Below are 25,507 nucleotides of genomic sequence, written 5' to 3'. Positions count from 1 at the left end.
AAATGATAAAGAGGAGATAGAATGAACTCCCTACCGAAAAAAAGTAATAAAGCACTAATGGTCTTACTGCTGGTATTTATTTTACCGGTTGCCTTAGCCAAATTAGTGTTAAGCCTAGAGCTGTATAACGGAGCGGCAACCAACAAAGGAGCGTTAATAGCTCCCGACATAAACTACGCAAACTTAGCCATGGAAAATCCAAAACCTCATGCATGGCAAGTACTGTTTTTTTTACCCGAAACCTGCAATGAGCAGTGCCAAGAAAGGCTGTATATTTTACACCAGAGCTATATTGCCCTCGGCAAAGATAGGGATCGTGTTACCCCAATCATTGTAGTAAATAGCCACAGTGACACCCAAATACTCAAGCAATTAAATATCTCCTTTGACCAAGCAAACGCCAATGACGCACTTGCTGCACTATTAACCAATCAACAACTTATCATTGTCGACCCTCTCGGAAGCTTAGTGATGCAATATGACAACGTGATAGGCCACGACGCTAATATTGCTCAGGGCAAAGCCATGATTGCTGACTTACGTAAAATGCTTAAGTTGTCGAGGGTGGGCTAATGGCAATACAGCGATTAATCAAATTCACCTTAGTGTTTACCTTGGCAGTTATTCTAATGGGTGCCTATACACGCCTGTCTGATGCTGGGTTAGGTTGTCCTGACTGGCCGGGCTGTTATGGCCATTTAGCGGTGCCGAGTGCAAGCCATGATTTAGCCAACATTGAAACTCGTTTCCCTGATGCTCAAATTGAGCCAGAAAAAGCGTGGCTGGAAATGATCCATCGTTATATCGCTGGTACTTTGGGTCTAATGGTTTTAGCGATTTTAATTTTATGCCTAAAACAGCCTCAAGCACCCAAAAAGCTGCCCGTATTTATTGCGGCACTGATTTTGTTTCAAGCTGCACTGGGTATGTGGACTGTTACCATGAAATTAATGCCTATAGTGGTGATGGCGCATCTTATTGGCGGTTTTAGTTTATTTGCCTTGTTACTGCTGTTATATCTACGACTTAAACCTTTAAGGATCCCCGGAGGGGATACCTATGCGCGTAAGCTCATTCCATTAGCATTAGCCAGTTTTGGCGTATTAGTCATTCAAATCATACTGGGTGGCTGGACATCATCTAATTACGCAGCATTGGCCTGTACCACCTTGCCAATTTGTGAAGGTAATTGGGTCGATAACTTACGCTTTGCCGATGCTTTTTCACCATTTCAAGGCGATCACCCCAGTTTTGAATTTGGTGTTTTGGACTATGCCACACGAATGACCATTCATGTCAGCCACCGAATTTGGGCGGTTGTAACAGCCATAACCTTAATTCTACTTGCTCTAAAATTACGCTTCGCACAATCACATATTATGCGCAACAGTGGTTATTTATTACTGTTTCTCGTCATCGCTCAAGTCGGATTGGGGATTAGCAATGTAGTGATGAATTTACCTTTAGGCATAGCAGTATCACACAATGGAGGCGCAGCCTTGTTGCTGCTTACCTTAGTCTTTATTAATTACGCCCTATGGCGTAAAGCATGAGTGAGGATCGACCATGACAAAACCTCTAACAATGAGTCAGGTTCAACCTAAAATAACCCTGCAATGGCGTGCTTATTTTGAAATGACCAAACCTAAAGTTGTAGCACTTATGCTACTGACAGTATTGGTCGGTATGTGTTTAGCCGTCCCAGGTATAGTGCCACTCCAACCTCTAGTTGCAGGGATGGCAGGCATTGCAATGATGGCAGGCGCCGCGGCAGCGTTTAATCACTTAATTGATCGTAAAATCGATGGATTAATGGCTCGAACGTATAATCGTCCGCTACCTAAAGGCAAAATATCAACCACCAAAGCGGCCACATTTGCGGTGTCACTCGGAACGCTCGGCTTTGTGGTGTTATATACCTTAGTTAATCCCCTTACGGCTTGGCTGACCTTTGCCAGTTTAATTGGTTATGCCTTGGTGTATACCGCCTACCTTAAGCGGGCGACCTCACAAAATATTGTCATTGGTGGATTAGCGGGTGCGATGCCACCACTGTTAGGCTGGACAGCAATAACTAATGAACTGCATGGTTACGCTCTGTTACTGGTTATTATTATCTTCACTTGGACCCCTCCGCATTTTTGGGCGTTAGCCATTCATCGCCGTAAAGAATATGCCAAGGTCGATATTCCAATGTTACCGGTTACTCATGGGGTTGAATTTACTAAAACCTGTATTTTGCTTTACACCATCTTATTAGCCATTGCTTGCCTGCTACCCGTTTTAGTCGGTATGTGTGGTCCAATATATTTGGTGGGTTCAACATTATTGAGTTGTGGTTTTATCTATAAGGCGTGGCAGTTAAAGTTTCATGACTATCCAGAACTGTCCATGCAAGTTTTTAAATTCTCCATTTATCATTTAATGGTGTTGTTTATTGTCTTATTAGTAGATCATTACTTTTGGGTAAATGCTTAAATTAGAAAGGAAAAGATATTGAAAATAATGATAGCGGCGGGGCTAATATTATTAGCCTTGGCGGGGGGCGTTGTTTATCAACAGACGCAAACAGAACCTATGCCACTGGCAACCAGTTATGTATTTGAACAACAGCGCGCATTAGCACCGTTTACATTAGCAGACCAATACGGCAATGCGTTTACTAACCAAACGTTGCAAGACAAATGGAGCTTATTTTTTATTGGTTATACTGCTTGCCCTGATGTATGCCCTACCACGTTGAATAAACTCGCAGCGGCTTATCCACAACTGCAAAAAATAGCCAGCAATGTACAAGTGGTGTTTGTGTCAGCCGACCCCAAACGTGACACTCAAGCTAAACGATTAGATTACATAAACTTTTTTAATAAAGACTTTAAAGCCGTCAGTGCAGAACACACCGACTTATTTCCGTTTAGTCGTGACTTAGGCTTTGTGTATGCCATGGTTGGAGACAACAACGATTACCAAGTAGACCATAGTGCATCATATGTGTTGGTTTCACCTCGAGGAGAAAAAATAGCAGTATTTAAACCCAAACCACAACCTGGTCAACTAGCACAAATTCTTAATGCTGAGCTGATCGCTGACTTTGGCCAAATCGTTCAATCTTGGCACTAGCCATCCATATTATGCCGTTACTCTTCAAGCCACTGACCATTATCTTGCGGGCGGATCCACGCTTGCGAGAACCAATAATAGCCTGATTTGGTTTTACTCGGTGCGGTGCAATTATAACGTGACCGTCCGGGGGCTAAGTCTGATGATGCCTGAATAGATAAGCGATTCTCACTCAACCAAGTAGGCTTTTTAGAACCTTGCCCTTGAATAAAGCACATTACTTGATGGGGATAAATATCCTGAATATCGAGGGTTAATATCAACTTAGGCCGCCATTTACCTGATACCAATAATGGATCGCTTATATTTTGCTTAATAACCGGCATCGGTAAGCTGGAAAACTTTACCATTAAACTCGCTAAGTCCGCATAAGCATTAGCTACTGGGAAACGTGGCAACGCCGTTAATGATGAATATTCTCCCGCCGCACCAGATTGTTGACCAAAACCAACAAAACCATGTATAGCCAAAATAGCTTCCAACTTATTAGTGTATTCACCATAAGGGTAGGCAAACATTTTTACGCTTTGGCCAGTATGCTTTAAGATCTCTGCCTCAGTCGATAGAATATTATCTTCAACTCGCGCCTGCCATTGGTCTTGGGATTCTTTGCCTTGACGACGAATTAAGTGTTCATGTCCCAAGCTATGGTTTGCAATCGTCACACCTTGCTCCGACAGAGTATTAATATCTTGCCAACTCATCATGCCTTTGTAACCCGCCTCAATGGGCGCTACAGAAATAAACACCGTATATGGAAATTGATGCGAAGCCAAAATAGGCGCTGCATTGTTAATAATGCTGTCATATCCGTCATCGAAGGTAATCACGATACGTTTATCTGCTATAGGCGTGTTATGCTTTATTGAATTAACAGCTTCAGTTAATGACATCACGGTAAAATCATTATCGGCCAAGTACTGCATCTGTTCGGTGAACTGACTAGGCGTGACACTAGTGCTTTTAGGCGTGTTCTCAGATACGTGATGATATTGTAAAATAACCACCGCATTTGCATCATAATGCAATAGACTCAAACTGAACACTGCCAACAATAACGCTATTTTCTTAACCATGAATATTCATACCTATGTCTGTTAGCTCACTACTGTTAAACCGCCAAAAAAATCGTCAATTATTGGCATTAGCAACACCCATGATACTGTCTAATATCACCATCCCACTTTTAGGATTAGTTGATACAGCTGTAATTGGACATCTAGGGCAAGCTTACTACCTGGGTGGCGTGGCCTTAGGAAGTACCATCATTACATTGATAGTATGGCTACTCGGTTTCTTACGAATGTCTACTACAGGGTTAGTTGCTCAAGCCTATGGTGCTAATGATACCTCAACTCAACATCAATTACTGATACAAGGCTGTAGCCTAGCATTAATCTTAGGCTTGGCTTGCGTGATCCTACAATCTCCACTACTTAATTTTGCGCTCAGCTTGAGCGATGCCAGCGAACAAGTGATGTTCTATTGCCGCCAATATGTCAATATTCGAATTTGGTCACTACCGTTTGCTCTTGTCAATTTAGTATTGCTAGGTTGGCTGCTCGGACGCCAAGCACCAAAAGCAGCCATGTGGCAGCTGATTATCGCTAATAGCGCTAATATTATTCTCGATATTGTGTTTGTCATGGTATTTAAATGGAATGTGCAAGGGGCGGCATTAGCATCAGTTATTGCTGATATCAGTGCATTTTCAGTTGGATTAGTCATGGTAAAGCGCCAACTGAAACTCACAGGCGAGCTGAATCTAAGCAACATAATTTCCCAATTAACATGGCGGGGATATGCTCGTTTACTCACCTTAAACCGCGACATTTTTATCCGTAGCCTGTGTTTGCAAGCTGCCTTTAGCTTTATGACTTTTTATGGTGCAGGCTTAGGCGACAACATTATTGCCGCCAACGCGGTACTGCTTAATTTATTGATGTTGATATCGTATGCGCTCGATGGCATAGCCTATTATGCCGAAGCTGAAGTGGGACGGGCATTTGGTAAAAAAGACCCCAAATTGCTTCATGAAAGCGTAGTGTTAGCTTTTTGCTGGTCTGCAATGGTAGCTGTTTTATTTAGCCTGCTATTTTGGCTAACAGGGCCGTGGATAATTCAGTTATTAACCAATATAGAGGCGGTACAAGATGCCGCAAACAATGATTTAATATGGCTGATTTTTATGCCTATCTTGGCATTTGGTTGCTACTTGTTTGATGGCGTATATATTGGCGCTGCTCGCGGAAATATTATGCGTAATAGTATGATAATAGCTACATTTGGAATTTACTTTCCATGCTGGTACTTATTGCAAGGATGGGGTAACGATAGTCTGTGGGCGGCAATGTCGGTATTTATGTTATGCCGCAGCCTTACCCTTGGCTGGCATTATTACTATAGGCTCAGGTTTCAACTGCTGACCACGTAATAGTATTTGTGGATCACAATTGCTTCACTAAATGATCGCACTTTTCGCTTTAAGGTTGATGAGAATTTCAATTATGTTTCATTGAAATTCAACCTTATAAGCAAACATACGTAGTTTCGAAAGACTCGGCACACCAGTAAACTGTAAAAAATTAAAATGGTAATATTGCATAACCCAACTAGTCCATATTATTACAAACGAGAGTACCATGACCCAAGAATTGATTATCACAGATATTGAAGTTGGCAACGGGAAAGCGGCCGTTAAAGGCGCATTAATTACTACTCGTTATAGCGGCCGATTAGCCGACGGAAGCCAGTTTGATGCTTCGGATGCATTTCAGTGTGTCATCGGTACTGGCAGAGTCATTAAAGGCTGGGATCAAGGTATTATCGGTATGAATGTAGGTGGTAAGCGAAAGCTATCTGTTCCAGCTCATCTAGCCTATGGAGAGCGCCAGATTGGCGATCGTATCCCGGCAAACTCAGATTTGTTTTTTGATATTGAATTACTTGAAGTTCTGACACGGGACGACTAAATAACCTCAACTCGGTATAACAAACGCCGCTCAAACAGCACTCTACCTTGCTAGCGGTGTAAAATGAACTTGCAATAAGTTAGTCGGTTAATATCTAATCGATACCAACAAAAAAACGCGACCCCATAATAAGGTCGCGTTTTCGTTTATTAGCAGTAATTCATCACGCGATTAAGCGTAAGAATGTTCGCCATGCTGATGTTCTGTTACATCACGAACGCCAGTTAATTCCGTAGGGAACATATCTAATAGTTGTTTTTCGATACCATCTTTTAAGGTGATATCAACTTGAGAGCAACCGTTACAACCACCACCAAACTGCAATACCGCAACACCATCTTCGGTAATTTCTACCAACATAATATTACCGCCATGGCTGGCAAGTTGTGGATTAATTTCAGACTGAATAACATACTCAATGCGTTCAACTAATGGAGCATCAGCACCAACTTTACGCATTTTTGCATTTGGTGCTTTTAAGGTTAACTGCGAACCAAGCTGATCGGTAACAAAATCAATGCTGGCGTCATCTAAAAAAGGTGCGCTTTTTTCATCAACCATGGCACTGAAACCATTAAAAGGTAATTCAGTATCATCAGCTTCAACCGCATCAGGTGGACAATAAGACACACCGCATTCTGCTTGCGCTGTACCAGGGCTGATAACAAAAACACGAATGTGAGTGCCTTCAGGTTGGTCGGCCAATAATTTGACGAAATGGGCCTGAGCTGTATCGGTAATGGTGATCATAAAAACCTGCTCCGTCAGGGTATACCTGAGTAATTTAGTAAGAATTAGGCCTATGATACTCTGTGTTGCATTTGCTTTGTAGTCTAGGGAAGCCTAGATTTCGAAAAAATGATCTAGTTCAACTTTTTTTAACCCTAAAGAAACCGCAATACGCCATATACCAAGAGTTACAAGACATATTAATTAATTGTTTTTATTTATAAAAAAACTTGTTATTACTCAAATTAAATTAATCTAACCGCAACCTAGGTCAATCTATACTCAAATTGCTTTAATCTAACAATCCCGGCGCCTCTGCACGAGCTAGGCACCAAGTTTGCACATGGACAAATTGCGGCTTAAATAATTGAGCAATTTCATTTACAGTCGTCCCAGTAGTAACGACATCATCAATCAGAGCAATACGCTGATATGCCGTTTTTTGTTGTAATTTGAATGCTTCATGACAGTTTTTGCGTCTCTGTTTACCCGCTAACCCTGTTTGTGGTGCTGTATCAATCACTCGGATTAAACAAGTGTCGTCAACAGGAATATCCATTAATAAACTGAGTTCCTTTGCAATTAACCAAGCTTGGTTAAAACCTCGTTGCCGTAAACGGTTTGGATGCAAAGGTACTGGAATTAACACTTGTGGCCGTTTAATAATGCCATGTTTAACTAATAATGCTATTCGGCAAGCTAATTGTTGAGCTATTGCTTTGAGCGGTGCGCATTGTTGCTGGTATTTAATCGCGGCAATAAGAGGCCCTAATCCTTGGTGATAGCTACAAGGTGCAACCACCCAATTGGGCTCTTGTTTCAAACACTTTCCACAATAAGCCTGCAGCAGAGCTATTTCGCGACCACAACCTAAGCACACTTCGTGCTGATACAAACTCGTCGCTAAACACACTTGGCAAACACCTGTGAGCACTTGATTAGGAAACAATTGTTGATAACCCGTTTGATCTATCCTTTGCTGGCACAGCAGGCAACGGTTGGGTAAACTGCCTAGTAAAATTACCCTGACACGCTGAACGCGTTTAACGCATAATGCTAATATATGGGTAATGTCGATTGAAATATTGATTAACGGCATTGGCTATTCATTCCATTAAATAGACTCAAAAGAGGTGTTAACTGTGAGTTTTCCTGCATTGCATATTGATACCGTAGGCTCACAAGGCCAAGATATAGTGTTATTACACGGTTGGGGGGTGAATAACCAAGTATTCAGTCCATTACAAAACGCATTGCACCAGTATAGAGTGCATTATGTTGATTTGCCGGGTTTTGGTTTAAGTCCCAATATCGATGGTGATATTAAACAGTGGACACAGGCACTTGCTACACAACTTCCACAGCAGGCTATTTGGGTTGGTTGGTCGTTGGGAGGATTAATAGCGAGCCAAGTGGCCATCGATTACCCTGAGTCTGTGGCTGCATTAGTCACTATTGCCTCATCACCTTGTTTTATGGCCCGCGAAAGTGTTATGACTCACGAAAAAGGCTACTCAACACCATCTTGGCCAGGTATCCAGCCTGAGGTGCTAGCACAATTTTCCAGCCAATTAAGTCGTGATTTATCTCGAACTGTTGAACGTTTTTTAGCCATTCAAGCTATGGGCAGTGATAATGCCAAATCTGATATTCAACACATAAAAAGCTTAGTATTAAGTAAACCATTACCGACACAACAAGGGCTATCCCAAGGGTTAGATATGTTAGCGCAGGTTGATTTACGCGCCTCGGTCACTCAAATACAGCAGCCATGGTTACGAATTTGGGGGAAATTAGATGGTTTGGTTCCAAGAAAAATTATCACGTCATTACCTAGCCGCGACAACATTGAAGATATGGTGATAAATAAAGCATCACATGCACCGTTTATTTCGCATCCAGAGGAATTTTTAGATCGTTTATTACCTTGGATCATAAAATACTGCTAAAAATAACTTAATAATACTTTAGACTTGGATAGATATTGACTATAATTTAGCCAAGGCTTGGAATTGGCAGAGTCCACATGATAATTACCACTCATTATCCGCAAATACCGCTAGCAACTTCAAATGTTGCGACGGATCTTGCTCGAGTGGACAACCAACAAAAACCACCGATTATTCCGCCACAAGAACCCGCAAAAGGTCATCAAGAACGTTCATTAAATCCACAAAATGAACGTGCTTCGACTTATATCGTTGCAGAAAAAAAGCAGCAGCAAGAACAAGCTAAACGACAACAGCAAAGTACCACTCAACAATCGTTAGAATCCAAAGTCATTGCCTCGCCTGCAATTCGGCCTCAAGTGATAAAAATCTTGGCCAGCCAGACACCCGCACTGCAACGTAAAGATATTCAACTAAAAACCCAAGTAGCCACCGCTAAAACGACACCAGAGCCTCGTCAACGCCAATCATTAGACGCTGGTGAATCAAGTGCTATCTATCAACAATTTGGCCAACGAATTGGTCAATTTTATCAACAACAATCCGTTCCCGACAATCAATCGCAACTAAAAATACTAGCGTGATGCTTCGATTGCAGTAATATCAGCAATGGTCGGTTTAACCACTGTATTAGCCGAGCGATACAACATTTTATTGTAAGCTAAGCTACCCCACAATGCCCAACCTAAGGCCGTTTCCGCTTGTGTTTCATCCAATGTCGTCGGTGTTAATTTCTCGGTAGCAAAGTCATAATTGCAACTTTCGGCAGGTAATTCAGGCTGCAAAATAGTCATCTTATTTCCCTCTAGCAAACCAAAGTTTTTATCGTATTGCATCATCGCTCTACCAGGCCAAGAATCTGGCATTTTGGTTAAATCACGACCTAACATTGGATAGCTATCCGAAATACCCAATAACGAAATTAACGTCGGCGACATATCAATTTGGCTGACAACACGTGGGTCACGCTTCGCATCAATCCCATCACCTAAAATAAGCCCAGGGATACGGAAACGAGATACAGGAACTAGCGCAGCACCACCAACACGGCTGTCATGATCGGCAACAATCAAAAATAGAGTGTCTTTCCAATAGTCTGATTTTTTGGCTTTCTTGAAAAACTCACCAACGGCATAGTCGGCATATTTTACTGCATTATGCATGGTATATTGTGGCTGCTCATACAGCTCAATACGGTCATCCGGAAACTCATATGGATCATGGTTACTTGAGCTAAACACTAAACTAAAGAATGGTTTACCTTCTTTGTGCATCCGCGAAAATTCTTCATCTGCTCTAAACAATAAATCCTCATCAGACACACCCCAAGACGCCACAAACGCGGGGTCTTTGTAGTCGCCTTGATCAACAATATCGGTAAATCCATTGCCTAAAAAGAAGCTGCGCATATTATCAAAATGACTTTCACCACCATAAATAAACTGCGTGGTATAACCATGTTGTTTTAATAAATCAGCAATGGTAAAGAAACCTGTTTGGCTCTTACCTAGTTTCACTACGGCACGTGCTGGCGTAGGCGTAAAACCCGTTGTCACCGCCTCAATACCTCTTACAGAACGCGTACCAGTAGCGTATAAATTTTCAAAAAACCATCCTTGTTTAGATAACTCATCAATATTGGGTGTTAATGGTAAACCACCTAAACTCCCGACAAAACGCGCACCTAAGCTTTCTTGTAAAATAATGACAAGGTTCTTTGGTTTACCAGTATAACTGGCTTGATTAAATGACAATGTCGGTATGGTCGATGAGGTAAATGCACTCAGTGGACGACCGCTTTCACGGCGAACAATATCAATAACTTTATCATCGGCAAGCTTGCCATACACTTTCGATGCATCTTCTTCATTTCCCATCTGTTTAATCGCAAAAATCAATGAAAATGAGGAGTTAAGCACTAAAGAGTTAATTAAAGGATCATCAGAAAATGCCACCAATGAAGGGTTCAGTGGTCTATGTCCTAACGATGAACGTGCACCCAAAATGGTAATAGCAATGACGATAACACCCAGTACAGGACGCCAATACCATTTTGGATAACGAATATTCTGAGTAAGCTTACCGCTAAGCCACCAGCCACCCCATAAACTACCAATAGTGATAAACGCAGAAAGGATAAGCTCGGTTTTGCGCCCAGCCCATAGCATCGACAGTACTTCTTTGGGATAAACTAAATATTCAACGTATAAACGGTTAGGCCTAAAACCATATTCGGCTATAAATGAGGGAGATGATGCCTCAAGGAAAATAATCACCCACAACCCCAGAGTTAACCATACTCGCAATATTATTAGCCAAGCACGGCCCACTAAATGCTCGCCCGAAAATACTACAGTACCTAACGCTGCAATGCCCCATAACCAACATACTGAAGCAAAATCAACGCGTAATCCTTGCAGAAATATATAACCCCAACCTTGCGCATCACTAACACGATCTGCCTGCCATAAGGACAAACCTAAACGGCTCACACTTAATATAATCAATGATATAACACTGAATATAATGATGACTTGGAGTAAACTTCGTGAAGGGTGTGCTCTTGATGGCAACGAAGAACCTACGTTATGCCTAAAGGAATTTACAGCCATTTACTGCTCCAATATTATTATTATTTTTACTATGAACTAACATATATTCAACAAGTTATGCCAAACGTAATATTTTTATTATTTACAACAGATTAATGCTCATATCTTAAGGTCCAGTTACGTTAATAAATATTGTCTTTACTATTTGATCAAGCCAATCAAACTAAAATGTATATTCATATATTTATCAACAAATTAGATAGCACTCATAATAAGTAAGACCTTCTGCACTAAACACTATCCGAGCATAAGACCCTGATTAATGATCAAAGTTCAGCAACAACAGACTTATATTAACGTTTTACTAACAATTTACGTCAATGGTTTATGACTCCTATGTGATCGGCATTCAAATAATTAAATCTAACTGTCTGCTACTGCAGGAATATGCAGACTAAACATTATTTTATCTGTAGGTACCAACTCAAAGCCAAATTCAAAACCATTTACTTTGGCAATATTTTCAACAATGGCTAATCCCAATCCATGGCGATCACTATTTGAGCGCGACTGTTCAGCTTGAAATAACGGTAACGTGAGTTTTTCTAGATCATTAACGTTTATGCTGGTCACTAATTGGTTTTCAACACTGATCTTTAACCCTTGATAATCTGTGGCTAATCGTATTTGAATCACAGATTGTGGTGGACTGTAATACAGTGCATTGTCGAATAAATTGCTTAAAATAAGGTGCAAAGAAAACTCATCAGCAATACAACTAAGATCCGATGCTTGGTTATTGATATTCAAACGAGAATGAATAGTCGAATACTTAAATGCTAACTCTTCAATAACTTGATTCACTAAGGTATTAATATTGATATGTTGACGATGCAGGCTAATATTTTCAGACGAGGCTTGCTGCAATAATAATAGATTATTGACAATGGTCTTCATCCGTAAACTAATACTCAATACATCTTGTTTATAACTTGCACCAATACGCTGATCATCCGGATATCGAATATAAATTTCACTCAAACTAATCAACTCACTGATAGGTGTTTTCAGCTCATGAGCAATATCGGCAGTAATACGTTTTTCTGTTTGTAAGTATTGCTGGCTAATTTTGACAAACTTATTGAGCTCATTACGAATAGGTTCTATTTCAAGGTAACGTTCTGAATCGGTAGACAAAGGGATGTGTTTTTGGGTGACATCGACATTTTTTAGCGACATATTAAGGTCGTTTAATGGCGTCAAACCACGATGAATAACCTTCACTACAGCCCAACGGATCAACACAATCACCAGCAGTAAACCAATGGCTAGACTAGAATCAATGATCACTAATATTTGCGACAAATCTTCAGTAGTAATGGCTATTGTTAACCACATGGGTTCAACTTTACCCATTATTGAACGATTAACTTTCGGTACTTGCGGCTCAAAATACGACACCATCGCCCGACCATCTCGCCCATCGGGTAACACCACATCGGCAAAAAAGGTACTATTAACTGGTATGTCTTTTTTAAGTAAATCTACCCCCGCAAAAGCACGTAACGATTCGGAGCGTTCAAACACGTTCGAGCCTTGCCATAACTGGAAAAAACTCGCTTTGGTTGAAATACCAAATTCAGGCATAAATTCGCCAGAAAAATCAAACTCGGTGCCTTGCGGTGTTACTTTAACCAATGTTTTAAGATAGTTAGACTTATCAGTTAATGCGCTATCAAATTCAGCATCAACCCAGTTATCAATGCTGATATCAATAGCGAGAAAAACTATAATTAAAATAGCTGATACCACATAGGTCATAGTATTGACTAAATTAGTTGTTAACGACCTCATTAATGTTCACCCACAAAATAGCCAAAACCACGTTTATTTTTAATCGGTAACGTCGCGCCAACCGCTTTGGCTTTTTTACGTACTGACGATAAATGAGCCTCGATGGTATTTTTCGATAAATGGTTAAATGACCCCACTACCGCTTCACTAATTTGCTCAGGGTTGAGTATTTGCTTAGGATTATTAAATAAATATTCGACGATTTTAAATTCGTTTTTAGTCAAATCGATATTATGGCCATTAGCATGAAGTGACTTATTACTGGTATCGAGGACAAAGTCAGCAATACAAATCGATTTAACGTGTTGATTCAAGCCGCCACGACGGCCAAGGGTAATTAACCTTGCTTGTAACTCATCGAATGAAAATGGTTTGCACAAATAATCATCAGCACCCGATAACAAGCCATTAACCCGATCTTCTGCTTGAGATTTAGCGGACAAAATAATGACTTTAGCTTGATTGCCTAGCTTACGAATACTCTTAAGCAAACTGATCCCATCAACATTAGGCAGCATTAAATCTAAAATAATAAAGTCATACTGATTAGTTAGCGCCATGCTTAACCCTTCAGAACCATCGCCAGTTTCATCAACGGTATAACCTAAATGATCTAACCCCACTCTAATGCCGCGACGCAGTGCTTCAGAGTCTTCAATTAACAACACTTTCATTGAGTGTCCTTTATCATAATGATGCCTATATCCATATCACAATTGCCGCCTAAATGGAGAGAACTTAATGTTATTCCCTATGATGTGAGCACATAGATTATGCCCACAAAATAACCCACCAAACAATCGCTGCCATCAACATACTGACAAACACAAACGCCGAAGCTATATCTTTGGCTAAACCAGACATGGTATGAAACTCAAGACCAATACGGTCAACTACCACCTCAATTGCAGTGTTAACCAGTTCGGCAAACAATACAAATAGTAATGCCAGTACTAACAGAGCCGATTGCGGCGCGCTAATATTTGCCATACAGGCAAATACCGTTAACGGTATAAACAACAATAACTCTTGTTGAAACGCTGCTTCATTACTGCACATCCACTTTAGCCCATTAAAGGAATGTTTACAGGTATACAATAACCGCATAACTCCATGGCGTTTAACCACAATCTTAGGCTGCTTTGTAGTAGCATTATGTGTTGCACTATTATCAGATGTTGATGATGATGATGATGATGAAAAAGATGGTGTCATGTGAATGTCCCTAGCTAATTTTACAATCGGTGGTGATATCTAACTTAGGGTCGCGCACCGAAGTGCTCACACCGTAAAGCCCTAGCAATGTATGGAACAAGTTGTCATGGGAATATTCACCATTCATTGCATGATCCACAATACATTTACGATCAACCGCTTTTGCTTGTGTAAAATCTTGCGGTAACCACATCAACCATGGCACATGAGTTTGTTGGCTCGGCGCAATGCTATAAGGGGTGCCGTGTAAATACATTCCACTTTCACCCAACGATTCACCATGGTCAGATAAATACACCAGCGCGACGTTATACTTGTCTTGATACTCCTTAAGCACATTGATGGTTTTGGCTAATACAAAGTCGGTATAGGCAATAGTATTGTCGTATACATTGACAATTTCTTGGTCGCTACAATTTTCAATGTCACTGCGACGACAAGCTGGGCCAAACAGCGCTTTATCTGCGGGATAACGTTGCCAATAAGTCGGTCCGTGGCTACCAATAGTATGTAAAGCGATAAATTCATTTTCTAAACTTTTTCCCGACAGTGCACTTGCTTCACTTACTTGTTGTAATTTTTGGCTGAGCTTTTCGACTAAAATCTCGTCGTAACAACTTAAGCCATCACACAATGGATTTGGCTCACTCGGCGAAATATCAATCTTATTAATGCGGGATCCAACGTCTTTATCACCACCGTCATTTTCAAACCATGTCACATCTACACCAGCTGCTTTAATCACATCAAGTACGTTATTTTGTGCATCGGCAGCTTCACGATTGTAATTATCATGAGTTAAACTTGAGAACATACACGGTAACGAATGTGCTGTAGCGGTGCCACAAGACGACACATTTTGTAAGGCAATCATGCCTAGGTTTTCTGTATAGGGGTTGGTATTACGTTGATAACCGTTATAAGCCATATCTTGTGCTCGAGCCGTTTCGCCTACAACAACTACCATTAATGTTGGCTTGTCATTCATATTTACGGTCAACTGTGCATCTTGACCAATAGGATTAAAGGTTAATTTTTCAGTAAAGTAACGTCGATTTAAGTATTTAACCGTATTGTAAATGTGTGCAGGAATAATCATCTTATTTAGGTACTTATTGTTGCGACCCACTGATGCATAGTCCTTGTAAAAAAACAGCACCATTGCACCCACAATTGCTAAACCAACAAGCACAAAGCCAACACGACGAAACAGCGCTTTAGTGAACGAAGGAGAACTCGTTAATTTGGTGCGATACAACCATACAGAAGGCAATACGCCAAAAATGAAAATATAACCAATTGAAGACAAGCTTATGTATGAAATAGCTTCTCCAGAATTTGTCTCAAATATATTCTCAATCATGCCGTAATCGAACATGACATTATATTTCAACATGGCATACATTGCCGCTGACGATGTCAGTAGCAATAGAATCATCAATGGCTTAAATACGAAACGAAAAGCAAATAAACTGAATATCACCATAAAGCAACCACTCAACAATAGGGCTGGTGACAAAGAAAACAACACATGACCGTCTGCTGATAATTGATAGATTTTACGGATTAACGGAAAATTTAATACCAAGCCAAAATAGACAGCGATAATGCAGGTCATTGCCTCGTAACTGATGCTTTTGGGGGTGAAACTGGATAATGTTTTCGTTAGTAATTTCAATTTTGCCACTCGCAATAAACTCGACTGGCGCTGATATTCAACCAAAACACTGAAGATTTACTGAATAAAAACTGAATTATTACTGTGAGGCTTTATTAAGTTTCAAAATATAAAAGTTAACTAAAAAAAAGCCCTCACATATTAATGTAAGGGCCTTTTAATCAACAAATTAGAACATGTGTTTTACCACACTCTAATTTTTATTATTTTTTAAACTTAGCAAAAGCATCAGCAAACGCATTACCCATTGCGGCATTTTGCGGTGCTTTAGCAGGCTTATTGGCTGGTTTATTATGAGCCACACTTTTGGTATTGGTTGAAGATTTACCTGCAGTAGGCTTTTTCTGGTAACTATTTTGCGGTTTACCTTGTGACTGTCTGGTCGCTTTTTCAGTATCTATTTTTTCATCCAGACGCATGCTTAATGCAATACGACGACGCTCAATATCCACTTCCATCACTTTCACTTTAACCACATCACCCGCTTTAACCACTGTATGAGGGTCGCTGACAAATTTGTCGGTTAACGATGAAATATGCACTAAACCATCTTGATGCACACCCACATCAACAAAGGCTCCAAAATTAGTCACGTTGGTTACCACACCTTCCAAAATCATCTCGACTTTAAGGTGCTTCAACTCTTCTATACCGTCTTTAAAACTCGCCGTTTTAAACTCACCACGCGGATCGCGCCCTGGCTTGTCTAACTCGGCCAAAATATCATTAATGGTCGGCACACCAAACGCGTCAGTAACAAAATCGGCAGCATTAATCTGTTTTAACAAATCGCTATTACCAATCAGTTCAGCTAGTGGCAATTGCTTAGCGTCAGCAATCGACTCAACTAAACTGTACGCTTCTGGGTGAACAGATGATGAGTCCAATGGATTATCACCATTGCAAATACGTAAAAAACCCGCCGCTTGTTCATAAGCTTTAGGCCCTAAACGTGCCACATTTAATAGTTGTTTGCGGTTAGTAAATTGACCATTGGTATCACGGAAATCAACTACATTTTTAGCTAAGGTTTTGGTTAACCCTGCCACTTGCGTTAATAACGGTGCAGATGCCATGTTTAAATCAACACCTACAGCATTAACACAATCTTCAACGACGGCATCAAGCGACTGCGATAACTGGCTTTGACTTACATCATGCTGATATTGCCCTACGCCAATCGCTTTGGGCTCAATTTTTACCAACTCGGCCAGTGGATCTTGTAAACGACGCGCTATCGATACCGCACCACGAATTGACACATCAAGGTTAGGAAATTCATTAGCAGCAAACTCAGAGGCCGAATACACAGATGCACCCGCTTCACTCACAATCACTTTAGTCAATGTCGGGTTAGTTTCTTTTACTGCTGCAATTAATTCGCCAGTCAGTTTGTCGGTTTCACGAGAGCCTGTACCATTACCTATCGCAATAATTTCAACCTTGTGCATCGTCACTAAGTTACTCAAGGTGCGGATTGATTTATCCCACAAGTTTTGCGGTGCATGGGGGAAAATAGTGGTGTGTGCCACAAGTTTGCCAGTGTTATCTACAATCGCTACTTTCACACCAGTACGAATACCAGGATCAAGCCCCATAGTCGCTTTAGCACCAGCAGGAGCCGCCATTAATAAATCACCCAGATTACGGGCAAACACTCTAATGGCTTCTTCTTCCGCTCGTTCACGCATCTTAGCAATAAACTCGGTTTCCATTTGCAAAGCGACTTTAATCCGCCAAGTCGAGGTCACTACGGTTTTCAACCATTCATCAACGCTACTATTCGTTAATGCTAACGCAAAGTGATCGCTAATAATCACTTCACAATAACTGCCTTCTGTTGCTTGAGTATCGGGATCAGCGTTCATTGACAGGCTTAACACGCCTTCGTTACGACCGCGCAGCATGGCTAAAGCACGATGTGATGGGATTTTGCTCATCAGCTCATTGTGTTCAAAATAGTCGCGGAATTTAGCGCCTTCTTTCTCTTTACCTTTCACCATGCGGCTTTCAAGCACCGCTTGCTGTAATAAATGCTGGCGTACTTTACGTAGCAACTCTGCATCTTCGGCAAAGCGTTCCATTAAGATATAACGAGCTCCATCAAGTACCGCTTTAGCATCAGCAAATCCTGCTTGTGGATTAAGAAACTCAGCAGCCTTAGCATCTATATCGACTTGGCGATCGGCTAACACAGCATCGACTAGCGGCTCAATACCGGCTTCGATAGCTATTTGGCCTTTAGTACGACGCTTTGGTTTGTATGGCAGGTATAAATCTTCAAGGCGGGTCTTGCTGTCGGCATCATTAATCGCTTGGGATAACACAGGCGTTAACTTACCTTGCGCCTCAATACTCGACAAAATCACTTGGCGACGATCATGTAACTCTCGTAAATAGCCTAAGCGAGAAAACAAGTTACGTAATTGAGTATCATCTAAGCCACCAGTGGCTTCTTTACGGTAGCGCGCCACAAACGGTACTGTTGCACCATCATCTAAAAGTGCGATGGTCGCAGTGACCTGTTGTTCACGAACATTCAGTTCTTGAGCGATAATCTGGGCAATATTATGCATAATCAATCGAATTCGACATGGTTTAAAATAAAATTATGCCAAAGATACCATAAAGACCACCAGTTCGCTGCTAGTACGAAAGGCTTTATGATGTCTTTATAGATAATCGATAAAAAGAATGCATCATCGGGCATGAAGTGCTAAAACACAGATGTTAATATTACAGCTTAATATAAAACCTCACTGTTCTTTGACCACATTAAGAGTAAACCGTGTGAAAACTAAGTTAATCACTTTAGAAGGCTACAATAAGCTCAGAATTGAGCACGACTACTTGTGGAAAGAACAGCGTCCTGAAGTGACTAAAATTGTCACTTGGGCGGCAGGTTTAGGTGATCGTTCTGAAAATGCCGATTATCAGTTCAACAAGCGTTTATTAAGGCAAATTGATCGCCGTGTACGCTATCTACGCAAGCTGTTGCCCGAACTCAAGATAGTCTATTACGCTCCAGAACAAGAAGGCAAAGTGTTTTTTGGTGCCACGGTTGAAATCGAAAACGACGCCGGTGACATAAAAACCTTTAAAATTGTCGGCCCTGAAGAAATTTACGACGAACGTAAAGATTACATCTCAATTGACTCACCCATGGCTCGCGCTTTACTCAAAAAACAAGTCGATGACGAAGCCGTGGTCAGTACTCCACAAGGCGACAAAACTTGGTATATCAATAAAATTACTTATATAAAAAAATAGAAGTAATCAGATGGTTGAACGATAAAATCAGGTCTAAAATTCGTTTTATGCACTTTGTCGATTCAAGCATCACAACCGTTATATACAAGCCTTATCGGCCAAAAACAATCCATCCTATTATTGGAGTTATTTTGACAAATACCAAAGGAAGTCTTTATATGGTTGCTGCAATGGCAGCCTTTGCCATTGAAGATATGCTCATTAAATCAGCGGCAGAAACGACATCTTTGGGTCAAATTCTCGCGCTATTTGGCCTAGGTGGAATGCTTATTTTTATGCTCCTCACTTGGCGTAAAGGCGAAAAGATTTTCCATCCGGCAATTTTATCTACTCCTATATTAATTCGTGCAACTTGCGAAGTGGTGGGTCGATTTACCTTTGCGTTGGCGATTACTTTAACCCCATTATCAAGTGCATCAGCTATTTTGCAGGCAACACCATTAATTGCCATGATAGGCGCAGCATTATTGTTCGGTGAACAAGTAGGGGTGAAAAGATGGCTTGCTGTATTGGTTGGCTTTATCGGCGTACTGATGATCATTCGTCCCGGACTTGAAGGCTTTGAAGCCACTTCTTTATTAGCGGTTATCGCAACCCTAGGTTTTGCGGGTCGCGATTTAGCCACCCGAGCGGCACCACATGTATTGTCTAATATGCAGCTTGGTGTGTATGGTTTTTTTGTCCTCATCCCTGCGGGTGTAGCAATACAAATCTATCAAAATGAACCAGCCCAACTTAATACAACCGCGTCAATACAAATCATCGGCGCTATCATTTTTGGCGTTGCAGCTTATAACGCACTCACTATTGCTATGCGCGCGGGCGATGTATCGGTAATCGCACCGTTTCGTTATACCCGCTTACTGTTTGCGTTAGCCTTGGGAATATTTATATTTGGAGAGTCGCCCGATTTAATGACCTTACTTGGTAGCCTACTAGTGGTATTAAGTGGTGGCTACACCCTCACCCAAACGCGTAAAATGTTAACGGTAACTACCATCAAAGATGGAACATAGTTTGGCTTGAGCTTGAGGTGAATCGCTTTCTGATTTGGACATCCCTTAACTAACTTGCTACTAGGATTATATTGATGCGTAAATATTGCGAGATTATCGCCTCAAATATGCAATAAGCCTCTGAATATTACTCCAATTATTTACCGTTAACATACAGCCGTTTGTGTAAGCATTTCACAATACACGATTAATTTCCTTAAAAATAATACCTTGTAAAAAGCTAGATTTTTTCAGCGATCCGGTTATATCTCTGCAAAAGTTATTAATGCTAAATCATGTTATTGAAATCAACATTTTAATACTCAGCGTAATGAGTAGAACAGCAAATATTTTCTTTAATATTGATACGGGTAATTTATGTGCCAACTGTGCGCCGTAAGGGGCGGTGATAAAACTGGTAATAGAAATTAATAATACTGCGGGTAAATACACATAACCAAAAATGTAATCATTAGGTGAAGAATAGTGCCAACCATTAATTAAATAACCAACCGTTCCAGCAACAGAGATAGGCAGCCCAATAGCGGCAGAAGTACCGATTGCTTTCTTAATTTCAATATTCTGCCATGTTAGGTAAGGAACCGTTAAAGAGCCACCGCCAATTGACACCAACGCAGATATTGATCCAATGCCAAAACCCGCTGCAAACAAGCCTGTGGTTCCTGATAGTTCTCTTGATGGCTTTGGTTTTTTATTTAAAAACATTTGGCTCGATACAAATGCCATAAACAGCGCAAAAAAGATCCCCAGAAATAATGAGCTTAAATATGAGGCTAAAAACGTTGCTGAAAATGTCCCTAAAATAATACCTAAAACCATCCCTTTAACAGCCAACCATACCACTGCACCTTTTGCATTGTGAGAACGGAAACTTGAAAAAGTAGTGATTACCATACAAGCCATTGATGTGCCTAAAGCTAAATGCACAACATGATCAATAGCAATGCCATTTAATAGAAATATCGATGTTAATATCGGCACCAAAATGCCACCACCACCGATACCTAATAGCCCCGCCATGAAACCGACAAAAGAGCCTAATAATAAAAACAGTACTATCCATTCCGGTTGTAACATTATTACCTCATTCTCATCATTTAGTTATGTCTAACGTTTTCGTTTTTGCACTTTGCACTGTTTGAAAGCTCACTTTACTGGGTGAACAGTCACAAGGTAAAAATATTATTCGTTTGATGTTAGCTTGTAAGCAGATAAATACATTAAGCTCGCCAATTGACTGGCAGGAGCTCATCAATACTAAGTTAATATTAAACCTTAACGAGGCCGCCTTTTAAACGATAATAATGAGAGATATTCAGCATTAACCCTAATGATCTAAAGAATAGGCAGAAATACAAAGCCAGTAACGAACTTTTTCCCTGCCTAAATGTATGCGATTGTTAGGTAATGTTGTCAGTTATAGCCGGCGTGTTTATGCGGAATGTACCTCTAAGTTATGACCAATATTCTTTAGAATACTTTTTGCATTTGTTATTTCATCCATAGAACCATGAACGACAAGAAGAAATTTATCACTCTTTATCGCGGTTTCATATTTGATGATACTGTCCTTTGGTATGCCGATGCTATAAAGGGCTGCGCCCAATGCATCTAGCCCACCCACTATAACAGCACCTTCGAGACCGCCAATGATCGTTGAAACAAACGGACCAGCAATCATAATGGGACCAAGTCCGGGAATAAAGAAAAAGGCTGAACCAAAAAGCAAACCGAATAACCCTCCCCAAAAAGCCCCGAATTTACCCCATTTCATCACACGGTCACCAGTGTTGTAATAACCAACGACATCTTCTTCTGTGTGATAATCTTTACCAATAATAGATAGTTTTTTCATATCGAAACCTGATTTTTGCAACTCTTTTACTGCTTCTTCAGCTTCAGTATGTGTGTCAAAAGTGATGATTCCTGCATTTTTCATTTTAAATCTCCTGGTTTGATGATTCCAGTCAATGTGCTAATGAACTTGATGATATTGTTGGCAGCGGTAAAGCATTAAAATCGATAGTAATTAACACGCCATCCACTTGTCTAACCAATAACATAGCCTTTTCAGCATTCATTGCGATAACCTTTTATGGTTATTCAAGAACGGGGTTTATTTATAGATTGAGACCTATAATAAACATGCTACCCATCCCTCTATTTAATAACATAATCCTATTCAGTATTGAATGCGATAGCCTTGTGAGCGTTAACAAATTCAACCTAGATGGGGTTTATCAATAGATTGATTCTTATTAGCAATATGATAATTAATTCTTTTCAAATTCGGAAATAACCTGCTGATATAAAAATAAAAATCAACATAACACCTAAATACTCACCACTAATGTTGAAAGGTTATTCTTAGAGATTAAACATGTTTAATTTTTAATCATTATGCTGGTTAAAATTGATCTATATCTAATTTTATTGCTCTACGCCCTTGTAGACTGATCATTCAATCGTTATCTGGAAGGCTATGTAAAGGTCTTCCTTATCTCATTATCAAAAAGGAGTCAGATATGTCATTACAAGGAAAAGTCGCGCTCGTCACAGGCGCAGGTCAGGGTATTGGACGTGCCATTGCACTTCGTTTAGCAAAAGATGGAGCAGATATTGCCATCGTTGATTTAAACGTAGACAAAATGCTCGCAGTCTCTCTTGAAGTAGAAGCCTTGGGTCGAAAATCAACTACTTTCAAAGCAGATGTTAGCGACCGAAAACAGGTATATGCCGCTATAGACCATGCAGAAAAAACCTTAGGTGGATTTGATATTATGGTGAATAACGCAGGTATTGCGCAAGTTCAAGCCATAGCAGATATTACTCAAGAAGAAATGGATAAAATCCAAAAGATCAACGTAGACGGAACCCTTTGGGGCATTCAAGCCGCGGCAAAGAAATTTATCGAACGTAAACAAAAAGGCAAAATTATCAGTGCCTCTTCCATTGCTGGCCATAATGGATTTGCTTTGCTGGGCGCATATTCGGCAACTAAATTTGCCGTGCGCGCGTTAACCCAGGCAGCTGCACAGGAATATGCTAGCGCAGGTATTACTGTCAATGCTTATTGCCCTGGAGTGGTCGGAACCGATATGTGGGTCGAGATTGATAAACGTTTTTCTGAAATTACTGGCGCACCAATAGGTGAAACCTATAAGAAATACGTCAAAGGCATTGCACTTGGTCGTGCGCAAACACCTGTGGATGTCGCCAACTTTGTTTCATATTTAGCAGGTCCAGATTCTGATTACATGACGGGTCAAGCACCGCTGATTGATGGTGGTATGGTTTACTGTTAACAATAACCAAATGCCCTCGAAATGCAGGATTGTGTATTTTGCTGTGTATTGGGTATATATGAGCTAAAAATTGTGGGCTAACATTGCGAGTAACAACATAGCCTGCAGTTTTTAGCACAACGATTAAAGTAATGTGAAAAATAGGCCGGATGCTAATCAGCACTCATCTTTGCTGGTCATGTCTATTGTTAATCAAGTTCCAAACGAAGGCTTTTCCCGCTTAATCCCTGTTATGTTTTACTGTTAAACTTAATCGCCATTGTTCTCGAAAGTCTTTTTGAATTCGAGAATGAATAACAAGTGTAATCACCATTGCTATAAAGCCGCCAAGACTTGCCATTGCCATATCTTTATGTGCATCCCAAATATCTCCCTGAGTGCCTAAATATGCCATTCCTAACTCGCCACCAAATATCTCTGCAGCGCCCCACTCAACCAGTTCATATAGCATGGATGTTGCCATAATAAGATTTAAAGGCGTTAAATAGCTCCAAAAGCCTTTCACACCAGCAATCCGGCAATACAAATCTCTCACTGGGTATGCTAATAAAAAACCGTATGCAAAATGAATCAATCGATCAAAGTTATTCCGAGTCCACCCCATATATTCATTAAGGCTAAAATTAAAATATGATGTTAAAAATGCATCATAGGGAACATTGGAGTAAGTATAATATGAACCAATTTCATGTAAGCTCATAAATACAAATATCAAACTATAAGAGAGTCGCGATAATGGACATTTCTTATACGTAAAAAAAATGAAGATGGCAGATAAGACAACTAATACATTCTCAAGCGCCCAATCGGCTCGATCATAAGGCGATATAGAAATGACTAAGCATTCAATACCAAAAATGATTGAAAGGATTAGAAAGTATCGTTTATGTACCATAGTATTTTTGGCCATTCTGAATTAACGCTATTTTTATAGGGACCCAAAAGTCAGCTGTAGATTTATTCTCATCCATAACATGTAGGGTTCAATCACGTCTAATCACACCACAAACGGGAGGATAACAGGCGCCTACAACGACTTACAAATTCATGATTTTAGTCCGACATCATGCATTTATAGATTAATAATGAAAATAATACGCTTTATTTTTCTACAATAACCCCATAAACAACATTCTCCCTATTTACTTCACAATCACGAAGTGACTTATTTGCGCCCAAGTATTCTTAAAATACGAAGGAATAAGTTGATTATGTCCATGTACAACGCTGCCGCGCTATCAATAGCGTTATCTATTGTTTTAGGTATTTGATTAGCCCGCCCCCAGTCATAGCCAATATATCCGCAGAAAATAAGCACCACTATCCAATCGATTATTCCATGGTGGATACCAAATACGTATATTTCAATAAGCTCCACCACAATGACAAGCAACAGAGCAATGGTGAGTGCACCAGCTATTTTTTTGAAAAAAGCGGGAAATAGAGACCCTAAGCACATCATACCAATAGTCACTAGACCTGTGATGCGTATAGCCTCAGATACAATAGAGGCATCGTAGCGACTTACCACCAAATTGATAATAAGACCAAACGGGATGACAACAAAGTTGTAACCTATAAAACTAACCAGTGGATTATTGGACTTATTAAAAAGATAAATACCAAAAAAGCATGAAGCGAAGTACCCAATAAAGAAAATCCACGGATTGATATCTGCAATTGATTGAGGATCAATGTTGGTCACCATTAACCAGTTTATTGCAAAGCCCCAGCAGAGGGTTAAACCGATGGCAAAATTATAGGCGGTAGCACTAATGATAGGGTCAGTGGTACTGCTTCGTTCAAATACACCTAATTCCATTTTTCTTCCTCGTTATTGTAGGTAA

General features: G+C 40.3%; 24 protein-coding genes. 11 read left to right on the top strand and 13 right to left on the bottom strand.

Annotated elements, in window-relative coordinates:
• The first annotated feature begins 21 nt into the window (after window positions 1-21).
• The 4 genes from ABIS04_RS01150 to ABIS04_RS01135 are packed head-to-tail and all read left to right on the top strand — an operon-like array spanning window position 22 to window position 3,120.
• Window positions 22-573 (top strand): hypothetical protein, encoded by a 552-nt coding sequence (locus tag ABIS04_RS01150; RefSeq protein ID WP_140233050.1) that lies wholly within the window; start codon window positions 22-24, stop codon window positions 571-573.
• Window positions 573-1,553 (top strand): heme A synthase, encoded by a 981-nt coding sequence (locus tag ABIS04_RS01145; protein ID WP_140233049.1) that lies wholly within the window; start codon window positions 573-575, stop codon window positions 1,551-1,553. The genes ABIS04_RS01150 and ABIS04_RS01145 overlap by 1 nt, the downstream gene beginning before the upstream one ends.
• Window positions 1,554-1,566: 13 nt before the next feature.
• Window positions 1,567-2,478 carry a heme o synthase gene (gene cyoE, locus ABIS04_RS01140; protein ID WP_350432326.1) on the top strand — a complete coding sequence of 304 codons (912 nt, stop codon included), beginning with the start codon at window positions 1,567-1,569 and terminating at the stop codon, window positions 2,476-2,478.
• Between the two features lie 15 nt (window positions 2,479-2,493).
• Entirely contained in the window at window positions 2,494-3,120 is a 627-nt protein-coding gene (locus ABIS04_RS01135) for an SCO family protein (protein ID WP_371833627.1), read from the top strand.
• Between the two features lie 17 nt (window positions 3,121-3,137).
• On the opposite strand, the gene ABIS04_RS01130 is transcribed toward ABIS04_RS01135, so the two are convergent.
• Window positions 3,138-4,196 carry a polysaccharide deacetylase family protein gene (locus tag ABIS04_RS01130; RefSeq protein WP_350432324.1) on the bottom strand — a complete coding sequence of 353 codons (1,059 nt, stop codon included), beginning with the start codon at window positions 4,194-4,196 and terminating at the stop codon, window positions 3,138-3,140.
• Window positions 4,197-4,210: 14 nt separating this feature from the next.
• Here ABIS04_RS01130 and dinF point away from each other — a divergent pair, with 14 nt between their 5' ends.
• Together dinF and ABIS04_RS01120 are read left to right on the top strand one after the other, a co-directional pair.
• On the top strand, window positions 4,211-5,554 hold the full coding sequence (gene dinF / locus ABIS04_RS01125; protein ID WP_350432323.1) for an MATE family efflux transporter DinF: 1,344 nt from the start codon (window positions 4,211-4,213) through the stop codon (window positions 5,552-5,554).
• 208 nt (window positions 5,555-5,762) lie between these two features.
• Window positions 5,763-6,092 carry an FKBP-type peptidyl-prolyl cis-trans isomerase gene (locus ABIS04_RS01120; RefSeq protein ID WP_350432322.1) on the top strand — a complete coding sequence of 110 codons (330 nt, stop codon included), beginning with the start codon at window positions 5,763-5,765 and terminating at the stop codon, window positions 6,090-6,092.
• Window positions 6,093-6,263: 171 nt separating this feature from the next.
• Here ABIS04_RS01120 and nfuA read toward each other — a convergent pair whose 3' ends face one another.
• A complete protein-coding gene (gene nfuA, locus ABIS04_RS01115) occupies window positions 6,264-6,842 on the bottom strand; it encodes a Fe-S biogenesis protein NfuA (RefSeq protein ID WP_137223746.1) in 579 nt (192 codons plus the stop codon).
• A 271-nt stretch (window positions 6,843-7,113) separates the two neighbouring features.
• Complete coding sequence (locus ABIS04_RS01110; RefSeq protein WP_350432320.1) at window positions 7,114-7,920, bottom strand: ComF family protein; 807 nt, start codon at window positions 7,918-7,920, stop codon at window positions 7,114-7,116.
• Window positions 7,921-7,963: 43 nt separating this feature from the next.
• Between ABIS04_RS01110 and bioH the strand changes: the two genes are divergently transcribed.
• Both bioH and ABIS04_RS01100 read left to right on the top strand, forming a co-directional pair.
• The gene (bioH, locus tag ABIS04_RS01105; RefSeq protein WP_350432318.1) at window positions 7,964-8,770 is read left to right on the top strand and encodes a pimeloyl-ACP methyl ester esterase BioH; all 807 of its coding nucleotides are present in this window, start codon (window positions 7,964-7,966) and stop codon (window positions 8,768-8,770) included.
• Between the two features lie 77 nt (window positions 8,771-8,847).
• Window positions 8,848-9,354, top strand: a complete 507-nt coding sequence (locus ABIS04_RS01100) for a hypothetical protein (RefSeq protein ID WP_137223752.1) — start codon at window positions 8,848-8,850, stop codon at window positions 9,352-9,354.
• Here ABIS04_RS01100 and ABIS04_RS01095 read toward each other — a convergent pair.
• The 6 genes from ABIS04_RS01095 to ABIS04_RS01070 form a co-directional block, all read right to left on the bottom strand.
• Entirely contained in the window at window positions 9,346-11,382 is a 2,037-nt protein-coding gene (locus tag ABIS04_RS01095) for an LTA synthase family protein (RefSeq protein ID WP_350432316.1), read from the bottom strand. The two genes, ABIS04_RS01100 and ABIS04_RS01095, sit on opposite strands and share 9 nt — an antisense overlap.
• Before the next feature lie 363 nt (window positions 11,383-11,745).
• Window positions 11,746-13,176 (bottom strand): ATP-binding protein, encoded by a 1,431-nt coding sequence (locus ABIS04_RS01090; protein WP_140233041.1) that lies wholly within the window; start codon window positions 13,174-13,176, stop codon window positions 11,746-11,748.
• Window positions 13,176-13,850, bottom strand: coding sequence for a response regulator transcription factor (locus ABIS04_RS01085; protein ID WP_137223756.1), 675 nt, complete (start codon window positions 13,848-13,850; stop codon window positions 13,176-13,178). Before ABIS04_RS01085 ends, ABIS04_RS01090 begins: the two co-directional genes overlap by 1 nt.
• Before the next feature lie 97 nt (window positions 13,851-13,947).
• Window positions 13,948-14,391 (bottom strand): diacylglycerol kinase, encoded by a 444-nt coding sequence (locus tag ABIS04_RS01080; RefSeq protein WP_371833612.1) that lies wholly within the window; start codon window positions 14,389-14,391, stop codon window positions 13,948-13,950.
• A gap of 10 nt (window positions 14,392-14,401) precedes the next feature.
• Entirely contained in the window at window positions 14,402-16,078 is a 1,677-nt protein-coding gene (locus ABIS04_RS01075; protein ID WP_350432314.1) for a phosphoethanolamine--lipid A transferase, read from the bottom strand.
• A gap of 194 nt (window positions 16,079-16,272) precedes the next feature.
• Window positions 16,273-18,645 carry a Tex family protein gene (locus ABIS04_RS01070; protein ID WP_350432313.1) on the bottom strand — a complete coding sequence of 791 codons (2,373 nt, stop codon included), beginning with the start codon at window positions 18,643-18,645 and terminating at the stop codon, window positions 16,273-16,275.
• Window positions 18,646-18,859: 214 nt separating this feature from the next.
• Here ABIS04_RS01070 and greB point away from each other — a divergent pair, with 214 nt between their 5' ends.
• Together greB and ABIS04_RS01060 are read left to right on the top strand one after the other, a co-directional pair.
• Window positions 18,860-19,339, top strand: coding sequence for a transcription elongation factor GreB (gene greB / locus ABIS04_RS01065; RefSeq protein ID WP_140233039.1), 480 nt, complete (start codon window positions 18,860-18,862; stop codon window positions 19,337-19,339).
• 47 nt (window positions 19,340-19,386) lie between these two features.
• Window positions 19,387-20,355, top strand: a complete 969-nt coding sequence (locus ABIS04_RS01060) for a DMT family transporter (protein WP_371833626.1) — start codon at window positions 19,387-19,389, stop codon at window positions 20,353-20,355.
• Between the two features lie 273 nt (window positions 20,356-20,628).
• Here the strand turns inward: ABIS04_RS01060 and ABIS04_RS01055 are convergent, their stop codons facing one another.
• Complete coding sequence (locus ABIS04_RS01055) at window positions 20,629-21,432, bottom strand: sulfite exporter TauE/SafE family protein (protein WP_137223762.1); 804 nt, start codon at window positions 21,430-21,432, stop codon at window positions 20,629-20,631.
• Window positions 21,433-21,787: 355 nt separating this feature from the next.
• Window positions 21,788-22,294 carry a general stress protein gene (locus ABIS04_RS01050; RefSeq protein ID WP_350432310.1) on the bottom strand — a complete coding sequence of 169 codons (507 nt, stop codon included), beginning with the start codon at window positions 22,292-22,294 and terminating at the stop codon, window positions 21,788-21,790.
• Between the two features lie 586 nt (window positions 22,295-22,880).
• Between ABIS04_RS01050 and ABIS04_RS01045 the strand changes: the two genes are divergently transcribed.
• Window positions 22,881-23,660, top strand: a complete 780-nt coding sequence (locus ABIS04_RS01045; protein WP_140233037.1) for an acetoin reductase — start codon at window positions 22,881-22,883, stop codon at window positions 23,658-23,660.
• Window positions 23,661-23,880: 220 nt separating this feature from the next.
• On the opposite strand, the gene ABIS04_RS01040 is transcribed toward ABIS04_RS01045, so the two are convergent.
• Window positions 23,881-24,570: a DUF2238 domain-containing protein gene (locus ABIS04_RS01040; RefSeq protein WP_350432308.1), complete on the bottom strand. Its 690-nt coding sequence runs from the start codon at window positions 24,568-24,570 to the stop codon at window positions 23,881-23,883.
• A gap of 255 nt (window positions 24,571-24,825) precedes the next feature.
• Window positions 24,826-25,482, bottom strand: a complete 657-nt coding sequence (locus ABIS04_RS01035) for a Bax inhibitor-1 family protein (protein ID WP_137223767.1) — start codon at window positions 25,480-25,482, stop codon at window positions 24,826-24,828.
• Window positions 25,483-25,507 lie beyond the last annotated feature (25 nt).

Origin of the sequence: Shewanella sp. H8, from assembly GCF_040285065.1 — a bacterium.
Lineage (GTDB): Bacteria > Pseudomonadota > Gammaproteobacteria > Enterobacterales > Shewanellaceae > Shewanella > Shewanella polaris.
The sequence above is the reverse complement of the archived record's forward strand: the minus strand, read 5'-3'. Positions and strand labels throughout refer to the sequence as shown.